The sequence below is a fragment of the Pseudomonas sp. IT-P44 genome, from assembly GCF_949768225.1.
Classification (GTDB): Bacteria; Pseudomonadota; Gammaproteobacteria; order Pseudomonadales; family Pseudomonadaceae; genus Aquipseudomonas; species Aquipseudomonas migulae.
Genome location: NZ_CATKQM010000005.1, coordinates 32,936 through 49,412 on the forward strand (window position 1 = coordinate 32,936; position 16,477 = coordinate 49,412).

Here is a 16,477-nt window from a genome sequence, read left to right on the forward strand (position 1 = left end):
ACTACGCCGGCGCATTGCGCGACGGCTGTTCAAGGTAGTCGCGCATGAATCGCTATTTTTCCGTAAAAACCCTGTCCTCGCTGTGCCTGGCCGGCGCTGTCGTGTTGGGCGCGAGCCTGGCTCAAGCCGATGCCACGCTGGACAAGATCGAGCAGCGCCACGCTATCAGTGTCGGGGTGATTCTCAGCGGGCCGCCGTTCGGCACCATCGACCCGAAGACTGGCGAACACCTGGGCTACAACGTCGAACTGGCCAAAGGCGTTGCCAAGGCCTTGGGTGTTGAAGCCAACACTGTCTCGGTCCTGGCGCCGAATCGCGTGCAGTTTTTGCAGCAGGGCAAGGTCGACATCCTGATCGCCAACATGCAGTTCACCGACGAGCGCGCCGAGATCCTCGATTACGTGCCCACGCCTTATGAAGAGGTGGGCGGCGCGGCGTTGATTCGCAAAGGCTCGGGCATTACCCAATGGGCTGGCCTCAAGGGCAAGCCGGTGTGCGTGTCTCAGGGCAGCAACTTCATCAAGCCGTTGCAGGAAACCTACGGCGCCGAGATCAAGGCGTTTCGCAGCCAGTCCGAGTCGCTGTTGTCGCTGCGCGGCAATGGCTGCGTGGCGGCGGTGCATGTCAGCCCGACCATGCATGCGTTGTTGAGCGATGCCGAGTGGGCCGGTTATGAAATCCCGCTGCCGGGTGATTTGATCCCCTCCAACTCGGTGATCTGGTTGCGCAAAGGCGAGCACGATACCCAGGCGAAACTCGATGCCATCGTGCGCGACTGGCACCGCAGTGGCTGGCTGATCGAACTGGGCGAACGCACCGGCATGGCGCCGTCTCAGGCCCTGCGTGACTTGCACGAAAAATATCGCAACGCCGCGCCGCTGGCGGTGCTTCCGTGAGTCTGTTCGCAGACTTGCAGCAACTGCTCGGCGCCAGCCATGTGCAGAGCAACGAAGAGGCCGCGCCGTACCTGACCGATAAACAGGGCCGTTACGTCGGCCAGGTCATTGCCGCCGTGCACCCGGCCAATACCGAAGAGGTCGCGGCAGTGGTCCGCGCCTGCGTGGCCGCCGATACACCCGTGGTGGTGCAGGGCGGCAACACTGGCCTGATGGGCGGCGCCACCCCGGACGCCAGCGGCCGTGCGGTGTTGCTGTTGCTGGATCGCCTGAACCGGGTGCGCGTCGTGGACACCGACAACGACACGCTGACCGTCGAAGCCGGCTGCATTCTGCAAAACGTGCAGGACGTCGCCCGTGAGGCCGGTCGCTTGTTTCCTCTGAGTCTGGGCGCCGAAGGCAGTTGCACGATTGGCGGCAATCTCGGCACCAACGCCGGCGGCACCGCCGTGTTGCGCTACGGCAATACCCGCGAGCTGACGCTGGGGCTGGAAGTGGTGACCGCCGAGGGTGAAATCTGGAATGGCCTGCGCGGTCTGCGCAAGGACAACACCGGTTATGACCTGCGCGACCTGTACATCGGCAGCGAAGGCACCCTCGGCATTATCACCGCCGCCACGCTGAAACTGTTCCCGCTGCCCAAGGCACAAGCCACGGCGTTGCTGGCCTTCGACTCGCTGGCGCAGGCGGTGCAATTCCTGTCCCATGCCCGCGCCGGGTTTGGCGCCAGCCTCACCGCTTTTGAACTGCTCAGTGCCGATTGCCTGGCGCTGCTGCGCGAGCAATTTCCCGAGGGGCCGCAACCTTTTATCGGTGTCAGCCAACCCTGGTTCGCGTTGCTGGAACTCTCGGATAACCACAGCGAAACTCACGCCCGCGACGCCTTTGAAGCGGTGCTGGGCGATGCGTTCGAAAAGGATTTGCTGGCCAATGCGCTGATCGCCGAAAGCCTCGCACAAAGCGAAGCGCTGTGGCTGTTGCGCGAAAACATGAGCGAGGCGCAGAAACGTGCCGGCCGCAACATGAAGCACGACATCTCGGTGCCGATTTCCCAGGTCGTGGCGTTCGTCAGCCACACCGATGCGCTGTTGCAGGTGCACTTTCCCGGTGTCCGGCATTTCACCTTCGGCCATCTGGGCGACGGCAACCTGCATTACAACGTTGCTCATCCGCTGGATTCGACGGTGGACGCCCACATGGCGAACTACGCGGCGCTCAGCCTGCTGGTTCACGACAGCGCCCATACCCACGGCGGCTCGATCAGCGCCGAACACGGCATCGGTCAACGCAAGCTGGGCCTGCTGGATCGCTACAAAAGCCCGGTGGAGCTGGATCTGATGCGGCGCATCAAGCAAGCGCTGGACCCGAAAAACCTGCTCAATCCGGGCAAGGTCGTGGAGGTTGCCCAGCCATGACACTAAGACTTTCCAGGCGTGTGCAGCGTGTGTCCTTGTCGGCCAACGCCGCCGCCAAATCCCGCGCTACCGAATTGCGCGAAGCCGGTCGCGACATTCTCGACCTGACCACCGGCGAGCCGGATTTCGACACGCCTGAACACATCAAGCAGGCGGCATATGCCGCCATCGCCGCCGGTGCCACCAAGTACACGCCGACGCCGGGCGTGAAGGCTTTGCGACTTGCCGTGCAACGCAAGCTCCAGCGCGAAAACGCTCTGGAGTATTCGCTGCCCTCCATCGTGATTGCCAACGGTGCCAAGCAAATCATCTTCAACGCCTTTGCCGCGACCCTCGACGAGGGCGATGAAGTGCTGGTGCCCACGCCGTACTGGCCGTCGTTTCCGGACAGCGTGCGTTTCAACGGTGGCGAGCCGGTGTTTATCGAGTGCGGGCTGGAGCAGGGCTGCAAGCTGACAGCCGCGCAACTGGAGCAACACATCGGCGAGTGCACGCGCTGGTTGATCCTCAACGGCCCCGGCAATCCCAGCGGCGCGGTTTACAGCGCAGCCGAGTTGCAAGCGCTCGCCGAGGTGCTGCGCCGTCATCCGCAGGTGTTGATCCTGCTGGATGAACTCTATGAGCACATTCGTTTCGACGGTCAGCCGCCGCAGAGCCTGCTCAATGTCGCGCCGGATCTGCAAGCGCGCTGCCTGTTGGTCGGCGGTGTGTCCAAGACCTACGCGATGACGGGTTGGCGCATCGGTTTCGGTGCCGGGCCACAGCTGCTGACCAGCGCAATGGCGGTCGTGCAGTCGCAATCGACTTCCGGGGCTTCCTCGGTGGGGCAAGCGGCTGCATTGGCGGCCTTTGACGGAGGGCTGGATTTCCTGCCCGAGCACGTTGCGGCTTATCAACTGAGAAGGGATGTGTTGGTGAGCACGTTGCGCGACGTAGACGGTCTCGAAGTGCTTGAGCCTCAGGGCGGTTTCTTCGTGTTTGTGCGCTGCGCCGGTTTGCTGGGGCGTTATCGTCCTGACGGCGTGCGCCTGAACAGCGACGCCGACGTCGTCGCCTATTTGCTGGAGGAAGGGGTGGCTGGCGTAGCGGGCAGTGCCTATGGCCTGTCGCCGTGGTTCCGCCTGTCCATCGCCACCGCGACCGACAGCGTGGCTGAAGCCGGACGCCGCATTGCCCGGGCCTGCGCGCAACTGCGGGGTACGGCATGAGTCACTGGCTGGAGCTTTTCGTCCACTGGAGCGCCGGGTTCGGCCTGAACTACAGCTTTCTGCTGGACGCCTATCAACGCGGCACCCTGGTGCAGGGCGCGCTGACCACGGTGTTGTTGTGCCTGTTCACCATCGTCGGCAGTTTGCTCGCCGGCGTGGGATTGGCGGCGATGCTGACGTCGGGCAAGCCGTGGCTGGCGAAACCGGCGCGGGTGTTCGTCGAAGTCACCCGCAACACGCCGACGCTGGTGCAGCTGTATTGCGCCTTCCTGGTGCTGAACATGTTGCTGACCCAGGCCGTCGGCGCGGCGAACCCGCTGACGCCGTTCGCCTGGGTGGTGATCGTGATCTCGCTGCACAAGGGCGCATTCCATGCCGAGGCCTTGCGCGCCGGCATCGAGGCGGTGCCGAGCGTGACGCTGGAAGCGGCCAGTTCCCTGGCGTTCAACGCTCGGCAGTTGTTGTGGAACGTGCAACTGCCGCTGGCCTTGCGCTTCGCCTTGCCATCGCTGATCAACAACCTGATCGACCTGGTGAAGATGACCGCCGTCGCCTCGGCGATTGCCGTGGGCGATATCACCTACGCGTCGATCATGATCTGGACCCAGAGCGATAACGTGCTGGAACTGATGATCCTGATTCTGAGCTTTTTCGGTCTGCTGAGTTTTATCGTCAATTGTGTGGGGCGCTACCTCGAAGCGCGCCTGAGGATGCCCGGCTATGGCCATTGAATCGTCCGTCACCGCGCCGGTGACCTGGCCACGGCGGCACGTCGGCAAATTGTTGCTGCTGATCTGCGTTGTGCTCGGGTTGCTGTGGTTGGCCCCGCAAAGCCCGGTGCTGAAGGCGCTGCTGCAATGGTCGCCAGCCCTGGCCGTGGGCTTCGGGCAAAACATTCTGATCAGTCTGGTCGCCATCGCGCTGGGGTCGGTGCTGGGGTTGCTGGTGGGCGCACTGGCGTTGTCGCCGCTGCGTCTGCTGCGTTTCCCGGCACGGATCTGGGTGCAGATTTTCCGCAACGCGCCGTGGCTGGCGCTGATCTATTTCACCACCTATGTGTTCCCGTTTGAGATCAAGATCGGCAGCGCCTACGTCTCGTTCCCTGACTGGGTCAAGGTGACCATTGGCCTGGCCTTGCCGGCAAGTGCCAACGTCGCGGAAATCTTCCGTGGCGCCATTGCTTCGATTCCGAGCACGCAGTGGGAAGCGGCCCGTTCGCTGGCGTTCACACGTGGGCAGATTTTTCGCTCGATCATCCTGCCGCAGTGCTTCAAACGCATGTTGCCGCCGTGGATGAACCTGTATGCGGTGATCACCATGGGCACGGCGCTGGCCTCGCTGGTGGGTGTGCATGACGTGATCGACACCGCGCAGATCGCCAGCAACACCGTGAATATGACCGGCTTCACCGTGGTGATTTACCTGAGCCTGCTGGTGCTGTTCTTCGCTTATTGCTACCCGATATCCCGTCTCACCCAACGCCTGGAGCGACGTTATGCCTTCTACTGAAACCGTCGCCGAGCCTCTGGTCAGCCTGCGCGATCTGCATCTGTCGTTCGCCAATAATCCGGTGCTCAAAGGCATCGACCTCGACGTTCATCGTGGGCAGGCGGTGTCGATCATCGGCCCGTCCGGTTCCGGCAAATCGACCATCCTGCGCTGCATCACCGGGTTGTTGCAGCCGCAACGCGGGACCATCCGCGTCGGCACCACCGAGGTGCACACGCTGGCGCAGGAAGCCCAGCGCATCGAGTTGCGCAAGCGCGTGGGGTTTGTCTTTCAGCAGTACAACCTGTTCCCGCATTTGTCGGTGCTGGAGAACCTGGTGATTGCGCCGCGCAAGGTGTTGGGGCGCAGCCGCATCGAGGCCGAAAAAGAAGCGCGTGCCTTGCTGGCGAAAGTGCGCATGGAGCACAAGGCCGATGCCTATCCAGGGCAACTGTCCGGTGGCCAGCAACAACGTGTGGCGATTGCCCGGGCGCTGGCGATGCGCCCGGAATTGATCCTGTTCGATGAAGTGACCTCGGCCCTTGACCCGGAAACCGTCGGCGAAGTGCTGACGGTGATTCGCGAGCTGACCGAAGAGGGCATGACCTGCGTGCTGGTCACCCACGAGATGCGCTTCGCCGAAGAGATCAGCGACATCGTCTACTTCACCGAAAACGGCGTGATCGTCGAGCACGGCAGCGCCGCACAGATTTTCCAGCACCCGAGCAGCGAGCGCACCCAGGAATTCCTGCGCCATGCCTTGGGTGATCCGGGGCGCCGTCCCGCCGTTGCCAACGATCCGTATCTGCTGACCAACCTAGGTCGCTACAGCCTGTCCGTCTAATACCGAGGAGCCTGTCCATGAGTACCGAAAACCGTGCCGCCGTCATCGAGGATTTCTTGAAGAAAATCCGCGTCATTAACCAACGCGGCGTCGACCGCGCCGCGCTGGTGGAGATCGTCTCCCTGCTGGAAGCCTTGGCCGAGCGCCGGGATCTGTTCAATTTCGACGCTTTTCCCGCGCCAGTGCCGGGGCAGGGCAGCACCGCGTTTCGCTATCGTCTGAATGACGACGGCGACACGCCGACGCTGTACCTGAACTCGTTGTTGCCGGGCAAAAGCACGCTCCCGCACAACCATGAAACCTGGGCGATCATCAGCGCCGTCGAAGGCCAGGAGATCAACTACGTCTATGGTCGTGATGACGAAGGCCGCGAGCCAGGTTTCACCACCCTGCACCTGCAAAAGGAAGTGATCGTGCAACCCGGCACGTCGATTTCGTTTCTCGGTGAAGACCTGCACGGCATTCGCGTTGAAGGCGAGAGTGCGACCTTGCATTTCCATCTCTACGGCTTGCCGCTGGAGTCGCTCAACGGCCGTTATGGCGTCGAAGCGGACGGGCGCATTCTCAATTACAACGCCTCGCAAATGGCGCCGTCGATCAAGGCCTACGCATGATCGATTTGTACTACTGGCCGACCGGCAACGGCTTGAAGCTCGGCATCCTGCTTGAAGAACTCGGACTGGATTACCGAGTGGTGCCGATCAACATCCGCGAGGGCGAGCAGAGGCAGGCGGCGTTCCAGCGGATCAGCGCCAATGGGCGGATCCCGGCGATTGTCGACCATGCACCCGAGGGTTTGAGCGAGCCGCTGAACCTGTTCGAATCCGGCGCCATTCTCAATTACCTGGCCGACAAGGCCGGGCGTTTTCTGCCCGCTGCCGGCAGCGTCGAGCGGCAGAAAGTCCAGGAATGGCTGTTCTGGCAGGTGGGGCATATCACGCCGTACCTGAGTCAGTTGCAGGTGTTCAAGGAGAAGGCGCCGCAACCGATTCCGTTCGCTCTCGACCTGCTCAATGCCGAAGCGACGCGGCTGTATCGGGTGCTGGAAACGCGTCTGGCTGACGTGCCGTATGTGGCGGGCGAGTACTCCATTGCCGACATGGCGATTTTCCCGTGGATCCAGCCGCAACGTCAGGGCCAGGACCTGGCGGACTTCCCGCACATCCACGCCTGGCGCGAACGGCTCAAGGCACGGCCGGCGATTCAACGTGCGTATGCGAAGGGCTGCGACGTGGCGGCCAATGAGCGCTCTCTGGCGCTTCAATAATTACTTTTCAAGCGGGACTTCCATGAGCCAGACCGTAACCCCAGGGCAATTGCAGCAGTGGCTGTTCGACGGGCAGGAAATTGCCCTGTTTGATGTGCGCGAACACGGCCAGTATGGCGAGGCCCATCTGTTTTTCGGGGTCAATCTGCCCTACAGCCGACTGGAACTGGAGGCTCGGCGGCTGGCGCCGAACCTTCAGGTGCGGCTGGTGATCTATGACCAGAGTGGCGGCGATGTCGCTACGCGTTCTGCCCAGCGTCTTCAGGCGTTGGGGTATGAGCGCGTGCACGTTCTCGAGGGTGGTGCCGATGGCTGGCAGGCTGCCGGTTATCAGCTGTTTGCCGGCGTGCATGTGCCGTCCAAGGCGTTCGGCGAATTGGTGGAGGAGGCCAGCCACACGCCGCATGTCACCGCGCAGCAACTGGCCGAATGGCAAGCCCGTGGCGAGCCGCTGGTGGTACTGGACGGCCGGCCGTTCGATGAATACCGCAAGATGACCATTCCCGGTTCCGTGTGCTGCCCGAACGGTGAGCTGGGTTATCGCATCCATGATCTGGTGCCGGATGACACCACGCCAATCGTGGTCAATTGCGCCGGCCGGACCCGCAGCATTATCGGCGCGCAAACGCTGATCAACCTGGGCTTGAAGAATCCGGTCTACGCGTTGGAGAACGGTACTCAGGGCTGGTACCTCGAAGATTTTCAGCTGGAACACGGCAGCAGCCGTCGTTATGCCGATGCGGTATCCGTTGCGCCATTGGCTGCGCAACGCCTGGCCGCTGCCGGGCTGGCGGAACGGGCCGGGGTGAAAACGGTTACGGCAGCACAGGTCGAGCAGTGGTCCGAAGAGGCGGGGCGCAGTCTGTTTCTGTGCGACGTGCGCACTGCCGAGGAGTTTGCCGCTGGCAGTCTGACCGGTGCACAACACACGCCGGGCGGGCAGTTGATTCAATCCACCGACCTGTATGTCGGCGTGCGTCAGGCGCGGTTGGTGCTGATTGACAGTGATGGCGTTCGCGCGCCGATTGTCGCCAGTTGGCTGCGGCAGTTGGGACATGAGGCGTATGTGCTTGAAGGTGGCGTGAGCAGCGGTCTGGCGTTGCCCAAGACTGAAGTTACCGCCCATGAGGCGTTGCCATCGATCTCGGTGCAGGCACTGTCCGACGCGTTGAAGGACGACGCCGTCGCGCTGATCGATTTGCGCCCGAGCATGACCTTTCGCAAGGGCCATATTGCCGGCTCTCGCTGGTCGATTCGTTCGCTGCTCGCGACGCACGTAGCCGGTGAGCACCGGCCATTGGTCTTGGTGGCCGATGATCCATTGCTGGCCGCATTCGCGGCGCAGGAATTGCCGGAAACCCAGCGCGCACAACTGCGACTGCTGGACGGCGGACTCGCTGCCTGGCGTGCGGCCGGTTTCACCGTGCAGGAAAGTCCGGACACACCGGCCAATGAACAGTGCATCGATTTCCTGTTCTTCACCCATGATCGGCACTCCGGCAACAAGGACGCGGCGCGGCAGTACCTGGCCTGGGAAATCGGCTTGCTGGCGCAAATGAGCGACGACGAGATCGCCAGTCTCAAACCGCTGCAACCTCAAGCTACCGAGGACGCGCGGGTACGCACGCGCCTGGTCCATTCGGCACGCACTGAGCAGGGCAGTGGCGGTCGTTCGGTCAACGTGCCGGTCACCCGTCTGAGCACGGTACTGTTCGACAATCTCGCGCAAATGCGTGACGCCCGTGCCCGCCGTGACACCGAGCGGGTGTTGAGTTACGGCGCGCGCGGCAATCCAACCGCGTTCGCCCTCGAAGACCTGGTCACCGAACTGGAAGGCGGTTATCGCACCCGTCTGTTCGGCACCGGGCTAGCGGCGGTCGCGCAGACGTTTCTGGCGTACCTGCGCCCCGGCGATCATGTGCTGATCACCGATGCGGTGTACGCACCGGTGCGGCGTCTGGCCCGGGAATTTCTTGAACCGTTCGGCATCCAGGTCAGCTACTTCGTCCCCGACGGCAGCGACTTGCAGGCGCAACTGCAAGCCAACACCAAAATGGTCTACACCGAAGTCCCGGGTTCGCTGCTGTACGAACTCTGCGACTTGCCGGCCATCGCCGCCCTGTGCAAACCGCGAGGCATTCTGCTGGCCGTCGACAACACCTGGGGCTCGGGTTACCTGTACCGACCGCTGACCCTCGGCGCGGACATCTCGATCATGGCGCTGACCAAATACCTGTGCGGCCACAGCGATGTGGTCATGGGCAGCGTCTGCGTCCGCGAAGATGCCTGGCAACCGCTGGCCTCCATGAGCGACACCTTTGGCGTCACCGTCAGCCCGGATGACGCTTATCTGGTATTGCGCGGCGCACGAACCCTGGCACCGAGACTGGAGGTGCATGAGCGCCAGGCGCTGGAAATCGCCCATTGGCTGCAAGCGCAACCGCAGGTGAAACGGGTGTTCCATCCGGCCTTGCCCGACCACCCTGGCCACACCTTGTGGCAACGGGACTTCAAGGGAAGCAACGGCTTGTTGTCCTTTGAACTGAACGAGGCGGACGCCGCTTATGTCGAGCGCTTCATCGATGCGTTGCAGTTGTTCGGATTGGGCGCGTCCTGGGGCGGTTTCGAAAGTCTGATCACCGTGGCCGACACCCAGGATCGTCAGAGTGCGGCGGACCGTTCATTGAATCCGGTGCTGCGCTTGCACATCGGGCTGGAGGATGTCGAGGCGTTGATTGAGGATCTGCAACGTGGTTTCGCTGCGATATCATGAAGACTCAACGCACGGCTGAGTGTTCAGCACAGCGCCGGATCATCGGCCACCGGAAAGAACCGAATCATGCAAGACCGTACCTATCAACTGCTGGAAGTCGCCAACGGCAAACCGATCAAGCTCTGGACCGAAGGCGTTCCGGTAGAAAACGAAGCCAGGCAGCAATTGATCAACACCGCGAAGATGCCGTTCATCTTCAAGCACTTGGCGGTGATGCCCGACGTGCACCTGGGCAAGGGCTCGACCATCGGCAGTGTGATTCCTACCGTGGGCGCGATCATCCCGGCCGCCGTCGGGGTGGATATTGGCTGCGGGATGATCGCCGCGCGTACGTCGCTGACCGCCGCTGATTTGCCGGACAACTTGCATGGCTTGCGTTGTGCGATCGAAAAAGCGGTGCCCCATGGGCGCACCGTTGGTCGAGGTGTGCGGGACAAAGGTGCCTGGGACAGCGTTCCGAAACAGGCCGATCATGCCTGGGCTGCCTTGAACCCACGGTTCAAGGCGATCACCGACAAATACCCGAAACTCGCCAGCACCAACAATCGAGGGCACTTGGGCACGTTGGGCAGCGGCAACCATTTCATTGAGGTGTGCCTGGATGAGGCCAATCGGGTCTGGTTCATGCTGCACAGCGGCTCACGCGGGGTTGGCAACGCCATTGGCTGCTTGTTCATTCAACTGGCCCAGGCCGACATGCGCCAGCATATCGCCAATTTGCCGGACCGTGACCTGGCTTACTTCGAAGAAGGCAGTCGGCATTTTGATGATTACGTTGAAGCCGTCGGTTGGGCCCAGGATTTCGCCAGGCAGAACCGTGCGTTGATGATGCAATCGGTGATTCAGGCGGCACGGAAAGTGATCGGCAAGCCGTTCGACGTCGCCCTGGAGGCGGTGAACTGCCACCACAACTACGTGCAGAAAGAGCGGCATTTTGGTCAGGATATCCTGGTCACCCGCAAAGGCGCGGTGTCGGCGCAGAAGGGGGAGCTGGGGATCATTCCGGGATCGATGGGCGCGAAAAGCTTCATCGTTCGCGGGCTCGGCAACGAGCAATCGTTCTGCTCCTGTAGCCACGGCGCTGGCCGCACCATGAGCCGTACCAAAGCGAAAAGCCTGTTCACCGTCGAAGATCAGATCCGCGCCACCGCCCACGTCGAGTGCCGCAAGGATGCGGCGGTGATCGATGAAATACCGATGGCCTACAAAGACATCGACCGCGTGATGCACGCCCAACGCGAGCTGGTGGAAGTGCTGCATACCTTGCGTCAGGTGGTGTGCGTGAAGGGTTAGGCGCGGCCGCTACCGGTACTTGATCACGATCCCTTTGAGTTTGCGTCCCTCAATGGTTCTTACATCACGAGCCCACAGCGGCCCGTTGACATAAGCGCCCATCGGTTGGATATGGTCGTAGACCACCACCACGGCATCGCCACCGAGCTTGGCTGACTCGTCCCGAAGTTTTCCTTCTACCTGGGTGATCGGGGGGGCAGGATCAACGCTGGCATCGATCAGCACTTCACCCAATCGAATGTGCGGGCGAAGGGGTTCGGTACGCAACACCACGACTTCACTGGCCAGCGTTGGCGCGGGATGCTCGACACCCACATAAGCAGTGGTCTGGGCATCGACCGTGGCGCAACCACTCAACGCCAGCAAGGTTCCGGCGAGCGCTGTCGCCAGCAGCGATATTTTCAAACGGGTGGACCAGGGCGCGTCATGGGCAGGCATGGTGGGTTTCCTCCGAAGGTTCTGCTGCGAGGCGGGGTGGCCTGTTGACGGTAGCAGACGGTCCGGGAGTGTCCAGAACGCCCAGCCTTTTCAGGTTGGGCGTTTGCTTGCCTGTAGAGTCACTGATCCTTTTCGCAATTGACCATCCACGACACACCAAACCGGTCGACCAGCATCCCGAAACGTGCGGCCCAGAAGGTCGCTTCCAGGGGCATTTGCACGTTGCCGTCTTCTGCCAATGCGTTGAAGACTCGCTCCGCCTCGGCAATGCTGTCGACGTTCAGCGAGACCGAACAACCGGCCATGTCATCCGTGGGGCGATCAGGTGTGGTGTCCGACCCCATGATCGCCTGATCACCCACCGACAGGCGGGTATGAATGATCAGGTTGTGCAGGTCCGCCGCAAAGTGCTCGCGCGCCGGGCTTTCACCGAAGGTCATCATGACGTCGAGCTGGCCTTGAAGGGCCTGGGCATAGAAAGTGAACGCGGCTTTACAGTCGCCGTTGAAGATGAGGTAGGGATTGATTTTCATTGTTTGCTCCCGTTGCCAACAGACGGAGGTGGGTTTTCCTGTAGGAGCGAGCTGGCTCGCGATGGTCTCCAGAACGCCGCGTTTATCCAGACCGCACGCTCCTACAACGGCATTAGCAAAGCCTTAGAGGTGGTGATTGGCAAAAATCGTTTAGATGTTTTTTCTATTGAAACGATGCGGGTTATCGCTCAATCCACGACCACCGGAACATCGTCTTCGCCCAGGCAGACCGTCAACTGTTGGCCTGCCTCGTTGAAGGCGCAGTTCGGTAACGACTGTTGCTTGAAAATGGCCATGGGCACGCCGACAAACAAGATGAGCAGCGTGGTCGCCACGGCCATTCGCCCCGACATTGCAGAGCGTGACGGCGATGTTTTTGAGGCGCTGCTTTTGATCCTCGATCGGGCATACAGGCCGCTGCACAGCAACACTGCACCGATCAGCATGGCCACGCCGATCTCCTGTCGGCTGGTACTCAAAATCATTTGGTCGGCGTTGGCCGGATAGTTGAGTTGCCACCAGGCGCCAATGCCCACGGGCAAAAGTCCGGCGCTGATCCAGCCGTAGATTGATCCGGGCAAACGACACACAACGGCAAGCAACAGGCCGACGCTGGCAGCGCCCCAGCCCATCAGATAAAGCTGGGTTGCCATGCCTCCCCCCATAAAAGTGCCGCCGACATCGATGGGCGTTATCAGCAACCAGTCAAAGGCGGCGATGTGCAGCGTCAGTACGAAGACGGCGATACAGCTCAGGGGGTAATAGAGCCATGACCAGAGGGTGCGGGGGCGGGATAACACACGAAGTCCTTTTTGTGTTTGAGGGCGCGCCATTATGCGGCGTGGGTTTACGCTTTGCATCGGTGGCTCGTTCGATCCACTGAAACCAGTCCGGTTTCTCAGGCCGCTGCGCGTGGCACCGAGGGCCGCAGCAAACGCTCAATGGCCCCTGCCACGAGGTTTTCCAGCAGTTCATTACGCTCAGGCTCATCCAGCAGATGATGCGCCAGCCAGCAGGGCGCGCTGTTCAGCAGATTGGCGATGGCATGTCCGGCGGCCTGTTGCGCCTGTTCACTGAGGCGGGGTTTGGTCCCGAGCATCAGCAGCAATGTGCGTTCGTACTGTTCGCGCAACTGCCGAACGCGCGCCTGCTGTTCGTCATTCAGGCAGCCGCTGTCGCGTTCCACCAGACGAAAATGCCAGGGCATTTCCTGATGCAGATTCAAATGCGCGCGGATCAGGCTGTTGAGCCTGTCGCGCTTGGCCGGAGACTTTTGCTCGATGCGCCCCAGGGTTGCCAACAGCTCTTCGTAGAACTCCTCGATCAGGTCGAGCAGCAAGTGCTGTTTGCTGGGGTAATGGTGATACAACGAACCTGGGGAAAGCCCCAGGCACGTCGCGAGCTCACGCATGCCGACCTGACCGAAACCCTTGCTGGCAAACAGCTCCAGCACCTTGTCGCGGTACTCGGCGAAACGTGAGCAACGCTCAGGCATAGGCATGGAAGCCACGCCCCGTCTTGCGTCCCAGATAACCGGCGGCAACCATTTCCTTGAGCAGTGGCGCGGGGCGGTATTTGCTGTCGTTGAAACCGTCGTAGAAGGCTTCAAGAATCGCCAGCACGGTGTCCAGACCGATCAGGTCGGCCAGTGCCAGCGGGCCGATGGGCTGGTTGCAGCCCAGGCGCATCCCGGCGTCGATGTCTTCGGCGCTGGCCAGGCCTTCCTGAAACACCAGGATCGCTTCGTTGATCATCGGCACCAGAATCCGGTTGACCACAAAGCCCGGCCGGTTACCGGCGGTGATCGCGGTTTTGCCCAGGGTGGTTGCCATGTCCAGCGCCAGGGCGTGGGTTGCGTCGCTGGTTTGCAGGCCGCGAATCACTTCGATCAGGCCCATCACCGGCACCGGATTGAAGAAGTGCAGGCCGATGAAGCGCTCAGGCTGGCTGACGCTGGCGGCAAGTTGGGTAATCGACAGCGACGACGTATTGGAGGCGATCACACATTCGGCGCTGACCTGCGCGGCGATTTGTTGCAGCACGCGCAGTTTCAGGTCGAGGTTTTCGGTGGCGGCTTCGATCACCAGTTGCACGTTGTGCAAGTTGCTGTAGTCGGTGCTGGTGCGGATCTTGTCGAGGGCGGCGAGCTTTTGAGCTTCTGTCAGCGTGTCCTTGGTAACTTGCCGGTCGAGGTTTTTGCCGACGGTCGCAACAGCTTTTTGCAGGGCGCTCTCGGAGATATCGATCAAGGTCACGTTGAACCCTGCCTGGGCGCAGACTTGTGCAATGCCGTTGCCCATGGTGCCTGCGCCGATCACGCCAATGTTTTGCAGATTCATGTACACGTCCTTCCGGTCAAACCCCGCGATACCTTGGCCGCCACAGCGGCCGAAGGCGTACTATTGGCCGCGAGTCTAGAACCGGCGGGGCGGTTGTCCTATGCCGGAACTGTTCAACGGTGCTGGTGTTTTTTGCCATTCGGGTGATGGGGAGCGAAGCGTTCAGATGCGGGAAAAGGATTCGGTGGCCGCCTACTTTGTGCAGGCGATGATCCATGGGCTGGGGGACAATCCTCAGCGGCGGCGGGCTGCGCTGGAACAGGCAGGTATCGACCCGGTGTTGATCGAACAGCCCGTGTCGCGGGTGCCGGCCAGTGCGTTTGCTGCACTCTGGTTGATCCAGATCCGCGAGCTCGATGACGAGTTCTTCCGGCTCGACTCCCACGGCATGCCGCCGGGCAGCTTCGCCCTGATTTGCCGGGCCCTGATTCAGGAACCCGACCTGCACAAAGCGATGCGCCAGTGCCTGAACAACTTTGCCCTGTTCCTTCGCGATTTTCGCGGCACGCTGACGGTGCGCGGCAAACGTGCAGTCATCAGCCTGGATAGCTGCGCGAAAAACGATGATGTTGCGCGTTTTGGCGAAGAGACTTTTCTGGTGCTGATGATCAGCCTGATGTGCTGGCTGGGTGGTCGGCGCATCCCCATCGACCGCGCGGACTTCCGCCATAAGCGCGTGTCCCTCAGCGATGACCGTTTGCTCTGGGGGCCGAACCTGACCTTCGGCGCCGAGCGCACCGAAATCGAATTCGCCAGCCACTACCTGCGCTTGCCGGTGGTCCAGGACCTGGCTTCCCTGAAAGTGTTTCTTCGTACCGCGCCGCAATGGCTGGTGATTCGCTTCCGCAACCAGCATGGGCTCGCGTCGCAAGTCCACCAGCGTTTGCGCAACAGCCACTACAGCCAATGGCCAACCTTGCAGGCCTTTGCTCTGGAACAACATCTGAGCCCCAGCACCTTTCGCCGCAAGCTGGAGCGGGAAGGGTGTTCGTATCAGGAAATCAAGGACGAGGTGCGGCGCGGGGTTGCGTTTGAGCAATTGCGGCAGAGCAAGGCCAGCATCGGTGACATTGCCGAACAGTTGGGGTTTCAGGAGCCGAGTGCGTTTCACCGGGCGTTCAAGAAGTGGACGGGGGAGAGTCCGGGGCGTTATCGAGCGCGGTTTTTGGAGCACGTGACGTCGGATCTGGATTGAGTTTTTGTCCAGTTTTTCCTTGTTGAATGTAGGAGGATTTTTCGCTTGTAGTCCCGCCTGTAGTCCCGAAATCTCTTGTGACGACAGCGCTTCAGCAGTGGATGACACAGGCTGTAGAGGTGCTGTATTTATTTGCTCCGGGACGAATTTTCAAAGGATTGGAAAGGGCAATGGACAGCTTGATCAAGGACGTGATCCCGCTACTGCAGTATCTGCTTCCGGGGTTTTTAGCGGCGTGGATTTTTTACTCGCTCACGGCGTTCAAGCGCCCGGACACTTTTGGACAGATTGTCCAGGCACTGATTTTTACGTTTGTGATTCAGTCGCTGGTGGTCGGTTTGGAAGGACTGTTGCTACTGGCGGGAGAACGGTTTTTTTCGATCGGCGTGTGGGACAGGAAATCGGAGGCGTTATGGTCGGCAGTGATTGCGCTGGTGATGGGGGTTCTTTCCTGTCATATCGCTCATGGCGACAGGCTTCATGCGTTACTCAGGAAACTGAAAATAACGGCTAAAAAATCGTTCCCTTGCGAGTGGTACAGTGCTTTTTCATCGAGACCGGGTTTCGTGATATTGCATTTGATCGGAGGGAAACGTCTGTTTGGCTGGCCAAGCGAATGGCCATCGGAGCCTGCTAACGGACAATTCGTTCTGGAGTTCCCTCGCTGGATCGATAGCGACGGCAATCTGTTACCTGGTAGGGCAAAGGCCCTAGTTATTGATGTATCAAAAGTGAGTTGTGTCGAATTCGCAAAACAATAGGGTGATCAAATGTCATGCAAAGCGCCG

At 61.0% G+C, this 16,477-nt stretch carries 17 protein-coding genes; 12 read left to right on the forward strand and 5 right to left on the reverse strand.

What is annotated here, in order from left to right; genetic code table 11:
* The first annotated feature begins 44 nt into the window (after positions 1–44).
* The 10 genes from ACM6IO_RS01830 (at position 45) to ACM6IO_RS01875 (ending at position 11,184) form a co-directional block, all read left to right on the forward strand.
* Entirely contained in the window at positions 45–896 is an 852-nt protein-coding gene (locus tag ACM6IO_RS01830; RefSeq protein ID WP_414910789.1) for a transporter substrate-binding domain-containing protein, read from the forward strand.
* Positions 893–2,311, forward strand: coding sequence for an FAD-binding oxidoreductase (locus ACM6IO_RS01835; protein WP_414910790.1), 1,419 nt, complete (start codon positions 893–895; stop codon positions 2,309–2,311). Before ACM6IO_RS01830 ends, ACM6IO_RS01835 begins: the two co-directional genes overlap by 4 nt.
* Positions 2,308–3,519 carry an aminotransferase class I/II-fold pyridoxal phosphate-dependent enzyme gene (locus ACM6IO_RS01840; RefSeq protein WP_414910791.1) on the forward strand — a complete coding sequence of 404 codons (1,212 nt, stop codon included), beginning with the start codon at positions 2,308–2,310 and terminating at the stop codon, positions 3,517–3,519. Before ACM6IO_RS01835 ends, ACM6IO_RS01840 begins: the two co-directional genes overlap by 4 nt.
* Complete coding sequence (locus tag ACM6IO_RS01845; protein ID WP_192418278.1) at positions 3,516–4,250, forward strand: amino acid ABC transporter permease; 735 nt, start codon at positions 3,516–3,518, stop codon at positions 4,248–4,250. The genes ACM6IO_RS01840 and ACM6IO_RS01845 overlap by 4 nt, the downstream gene beginning before the upstream one ends.
* The gene (locus ACM6IO_RS01850) at positions 4,240–5,028 is read left to right on the forward strand and encodes an amino acid ABC transporter permease (RefSeq protein WP_414910792.1); all 789 of its coding nucleotides are present in this window, start codon (positions 4,240–4,242) and stop codon (positions 5,026–5,028) included. The genes ACM6IO_RS01845 and ACM6IO_RS01850 overlap by 11 nt, the downstream gene beginning before the upstream one ends.
* On the forward strand, positions 5,015–5,851 hold the full coding sequence (locus tag ACM6IO_RS01855) for an amino acid ABC transporter ATP-binding protein (RefSeq protein ID WP_223452476.1): 837 nt from the start codon (positions 5,015–5,017) through the stop codon (positions 5,849–5,851). The genes ACM6IO_RS01850 and ACM6IO_RS01855 overlap by 14 nt, the downstream gene beginning before the upstream one ends.
* A gap of 17 nt (positions 5,852–5,868) precedes the next feature.
* Positions 5,869–6,465 carry a hypothetical protein gene (locus tag ACM6IO_RS01860; protein WP_008032837.1) on the forward strand — a complete coding sequence of 199 codons (597 nt, stop codon included), beginning with the start codon at positions 5,869–5,871 and terminating at the stop codon, positions 6,463–6,465.
* A complete protein-coding gene (locus tag ACM6IO_RS01865; RefSeq protein WP_414910793.1) occupies positions 6,462–7,118 on the forward strand; it encodes a glutathione binding-like protein in 657 nt (218 codons plus the stop codon). Before ACM6IO_RS01860 ends, ACM6IO_RS01865 begins: the two co-directional genes overlap by 4 nt.
* A gap of 22 nt (positions 7,119–7,140) precedes the next feature.
* Complete coding sequence (gene metC / locus ACM6IO_RS01870) at positions 7,141–9,891, forward strand: cystathionine beta-lyase (protein WP_414910794.1); 2,751 nt, start codon at positions 7,141–7,143, stop codon at positions 9,889–9,891.
* Between the two features lie 66 nt (positions 9,892–9,957).
* Positions 9,958–11,184 carry an RtcB family protein gene (locus ACM6IO_RS01875; protein WP_414910795.1) on the forward strand — a complete coding sequence of 409 codons (1,227 nt, stop codon included), beginning with the start codon at positions 9,958–9,960 and terminating at the stop codon, positions 11,182–11,184.
* A gap of 9 nt (positions 11,185–11,193) precedes the next feature.
* Here ACM6IO_RS01875 and ACM6IO_RS01880 read toward each other — a convergent pair whose 3' ends face one another.
* The 5 genes from ACM6IO_RS01880 to ACM6IO_RS01900 all read right to left on the reverse strand — a co-directional run bounded on the left by ACM6IO_RS01880 (position 11,194) and on the right by ACM6IO_RS01900 (position 14,494).
* Positions 11,194–11,622, reverse strand: coding sequence for a hypothetical protein (locus ACM6IO_RS01880; RefSeq protein ID WP_207286373.1), 429 nt, complete (start codon positions 11,620–11,622; stop codon positions 11,194–11,196).
* Between the two features lie 119 nt (positions 11,623–11,741).
* Entirely contained in the window at positions 11,742–12,155 is a 414-nt protein-coding gene (locus ACM6IO_RS01885) for a VOC family protein (protein ID WP_192226533.1), read from the reverse strand.
* Between the two features lie 188 nt (positions 12,156–12,343).
* The gene (locus ACM6IO_RS01890; RefSeq protein WP_414910796.1) at positions 12,344–13,015 is read right to left on the reverse strand and encodes a hypothetical protein; all 672 of its coding nucleotides are present in this window, start codon (positions 13,013–13,015) and stop codon (positions 12,344–12,346) included.
* 38 nt (positions 13,016–13,053) lie between these two features.
* A complete protein-coding gene (locus tag ACM6IO_RS01895) occupies positions 13,054–13,656 on the reverse strand; it encodes a TetR/AcrR family transcriptional regulator (protein ID WP_008032848.1) in 603 nt (200 codons plus the stop codon).
* Positions 13,643–14,494 carry a 3-hydroxybutyryl-CoA dehydrogenase gene (locus ACM6IO_RS01900; RefSeq protein ID WP_414910797.1) on the reverse strand — a complete coding sequence of 284 codons (852 nt, stop codon included), beginning with the start codon at positions 14,492–14,494 and terminating at the stop codon, positions 13,643–13,645. Before ACM6IO_RS01900 ends, ACM6IO_RS01895 begins: the two co-directional genes overlap by 14 nt.
* Positions 14,495–14,660: 166 nt before the next feature.
* On the opposite strand from ACM6IO_RS01900, the gene ACM6IO_RS01905 reads away from it, so the two are divergent.
* Positions 14,661–15,689, forward strand: a complete 1,029-nt coding sequence (locus ACM6IO_RS01905; protein WP_192226537.1) for an AraC family transcriptional regulator — start codon at positions 14,661–14,663, stop codon at positions 15,687–15,689.
* Between the two features lie 170 nt (positions 15,690–15,859).
* Positions 15,860–16,450: a DUF6338 family protein gene (locus ACM6IO_RS01910; RefSeq protein WP_192226539.1), complete on the forward strand. Its 591-nt coding sequence runs from the start codon at positions 15,860–15,862 to the stop codon at positions 16,448–16,450.
* The last annotated feature ends 27 nt before the right edge of the window (positions 16,451–16,477 follow it).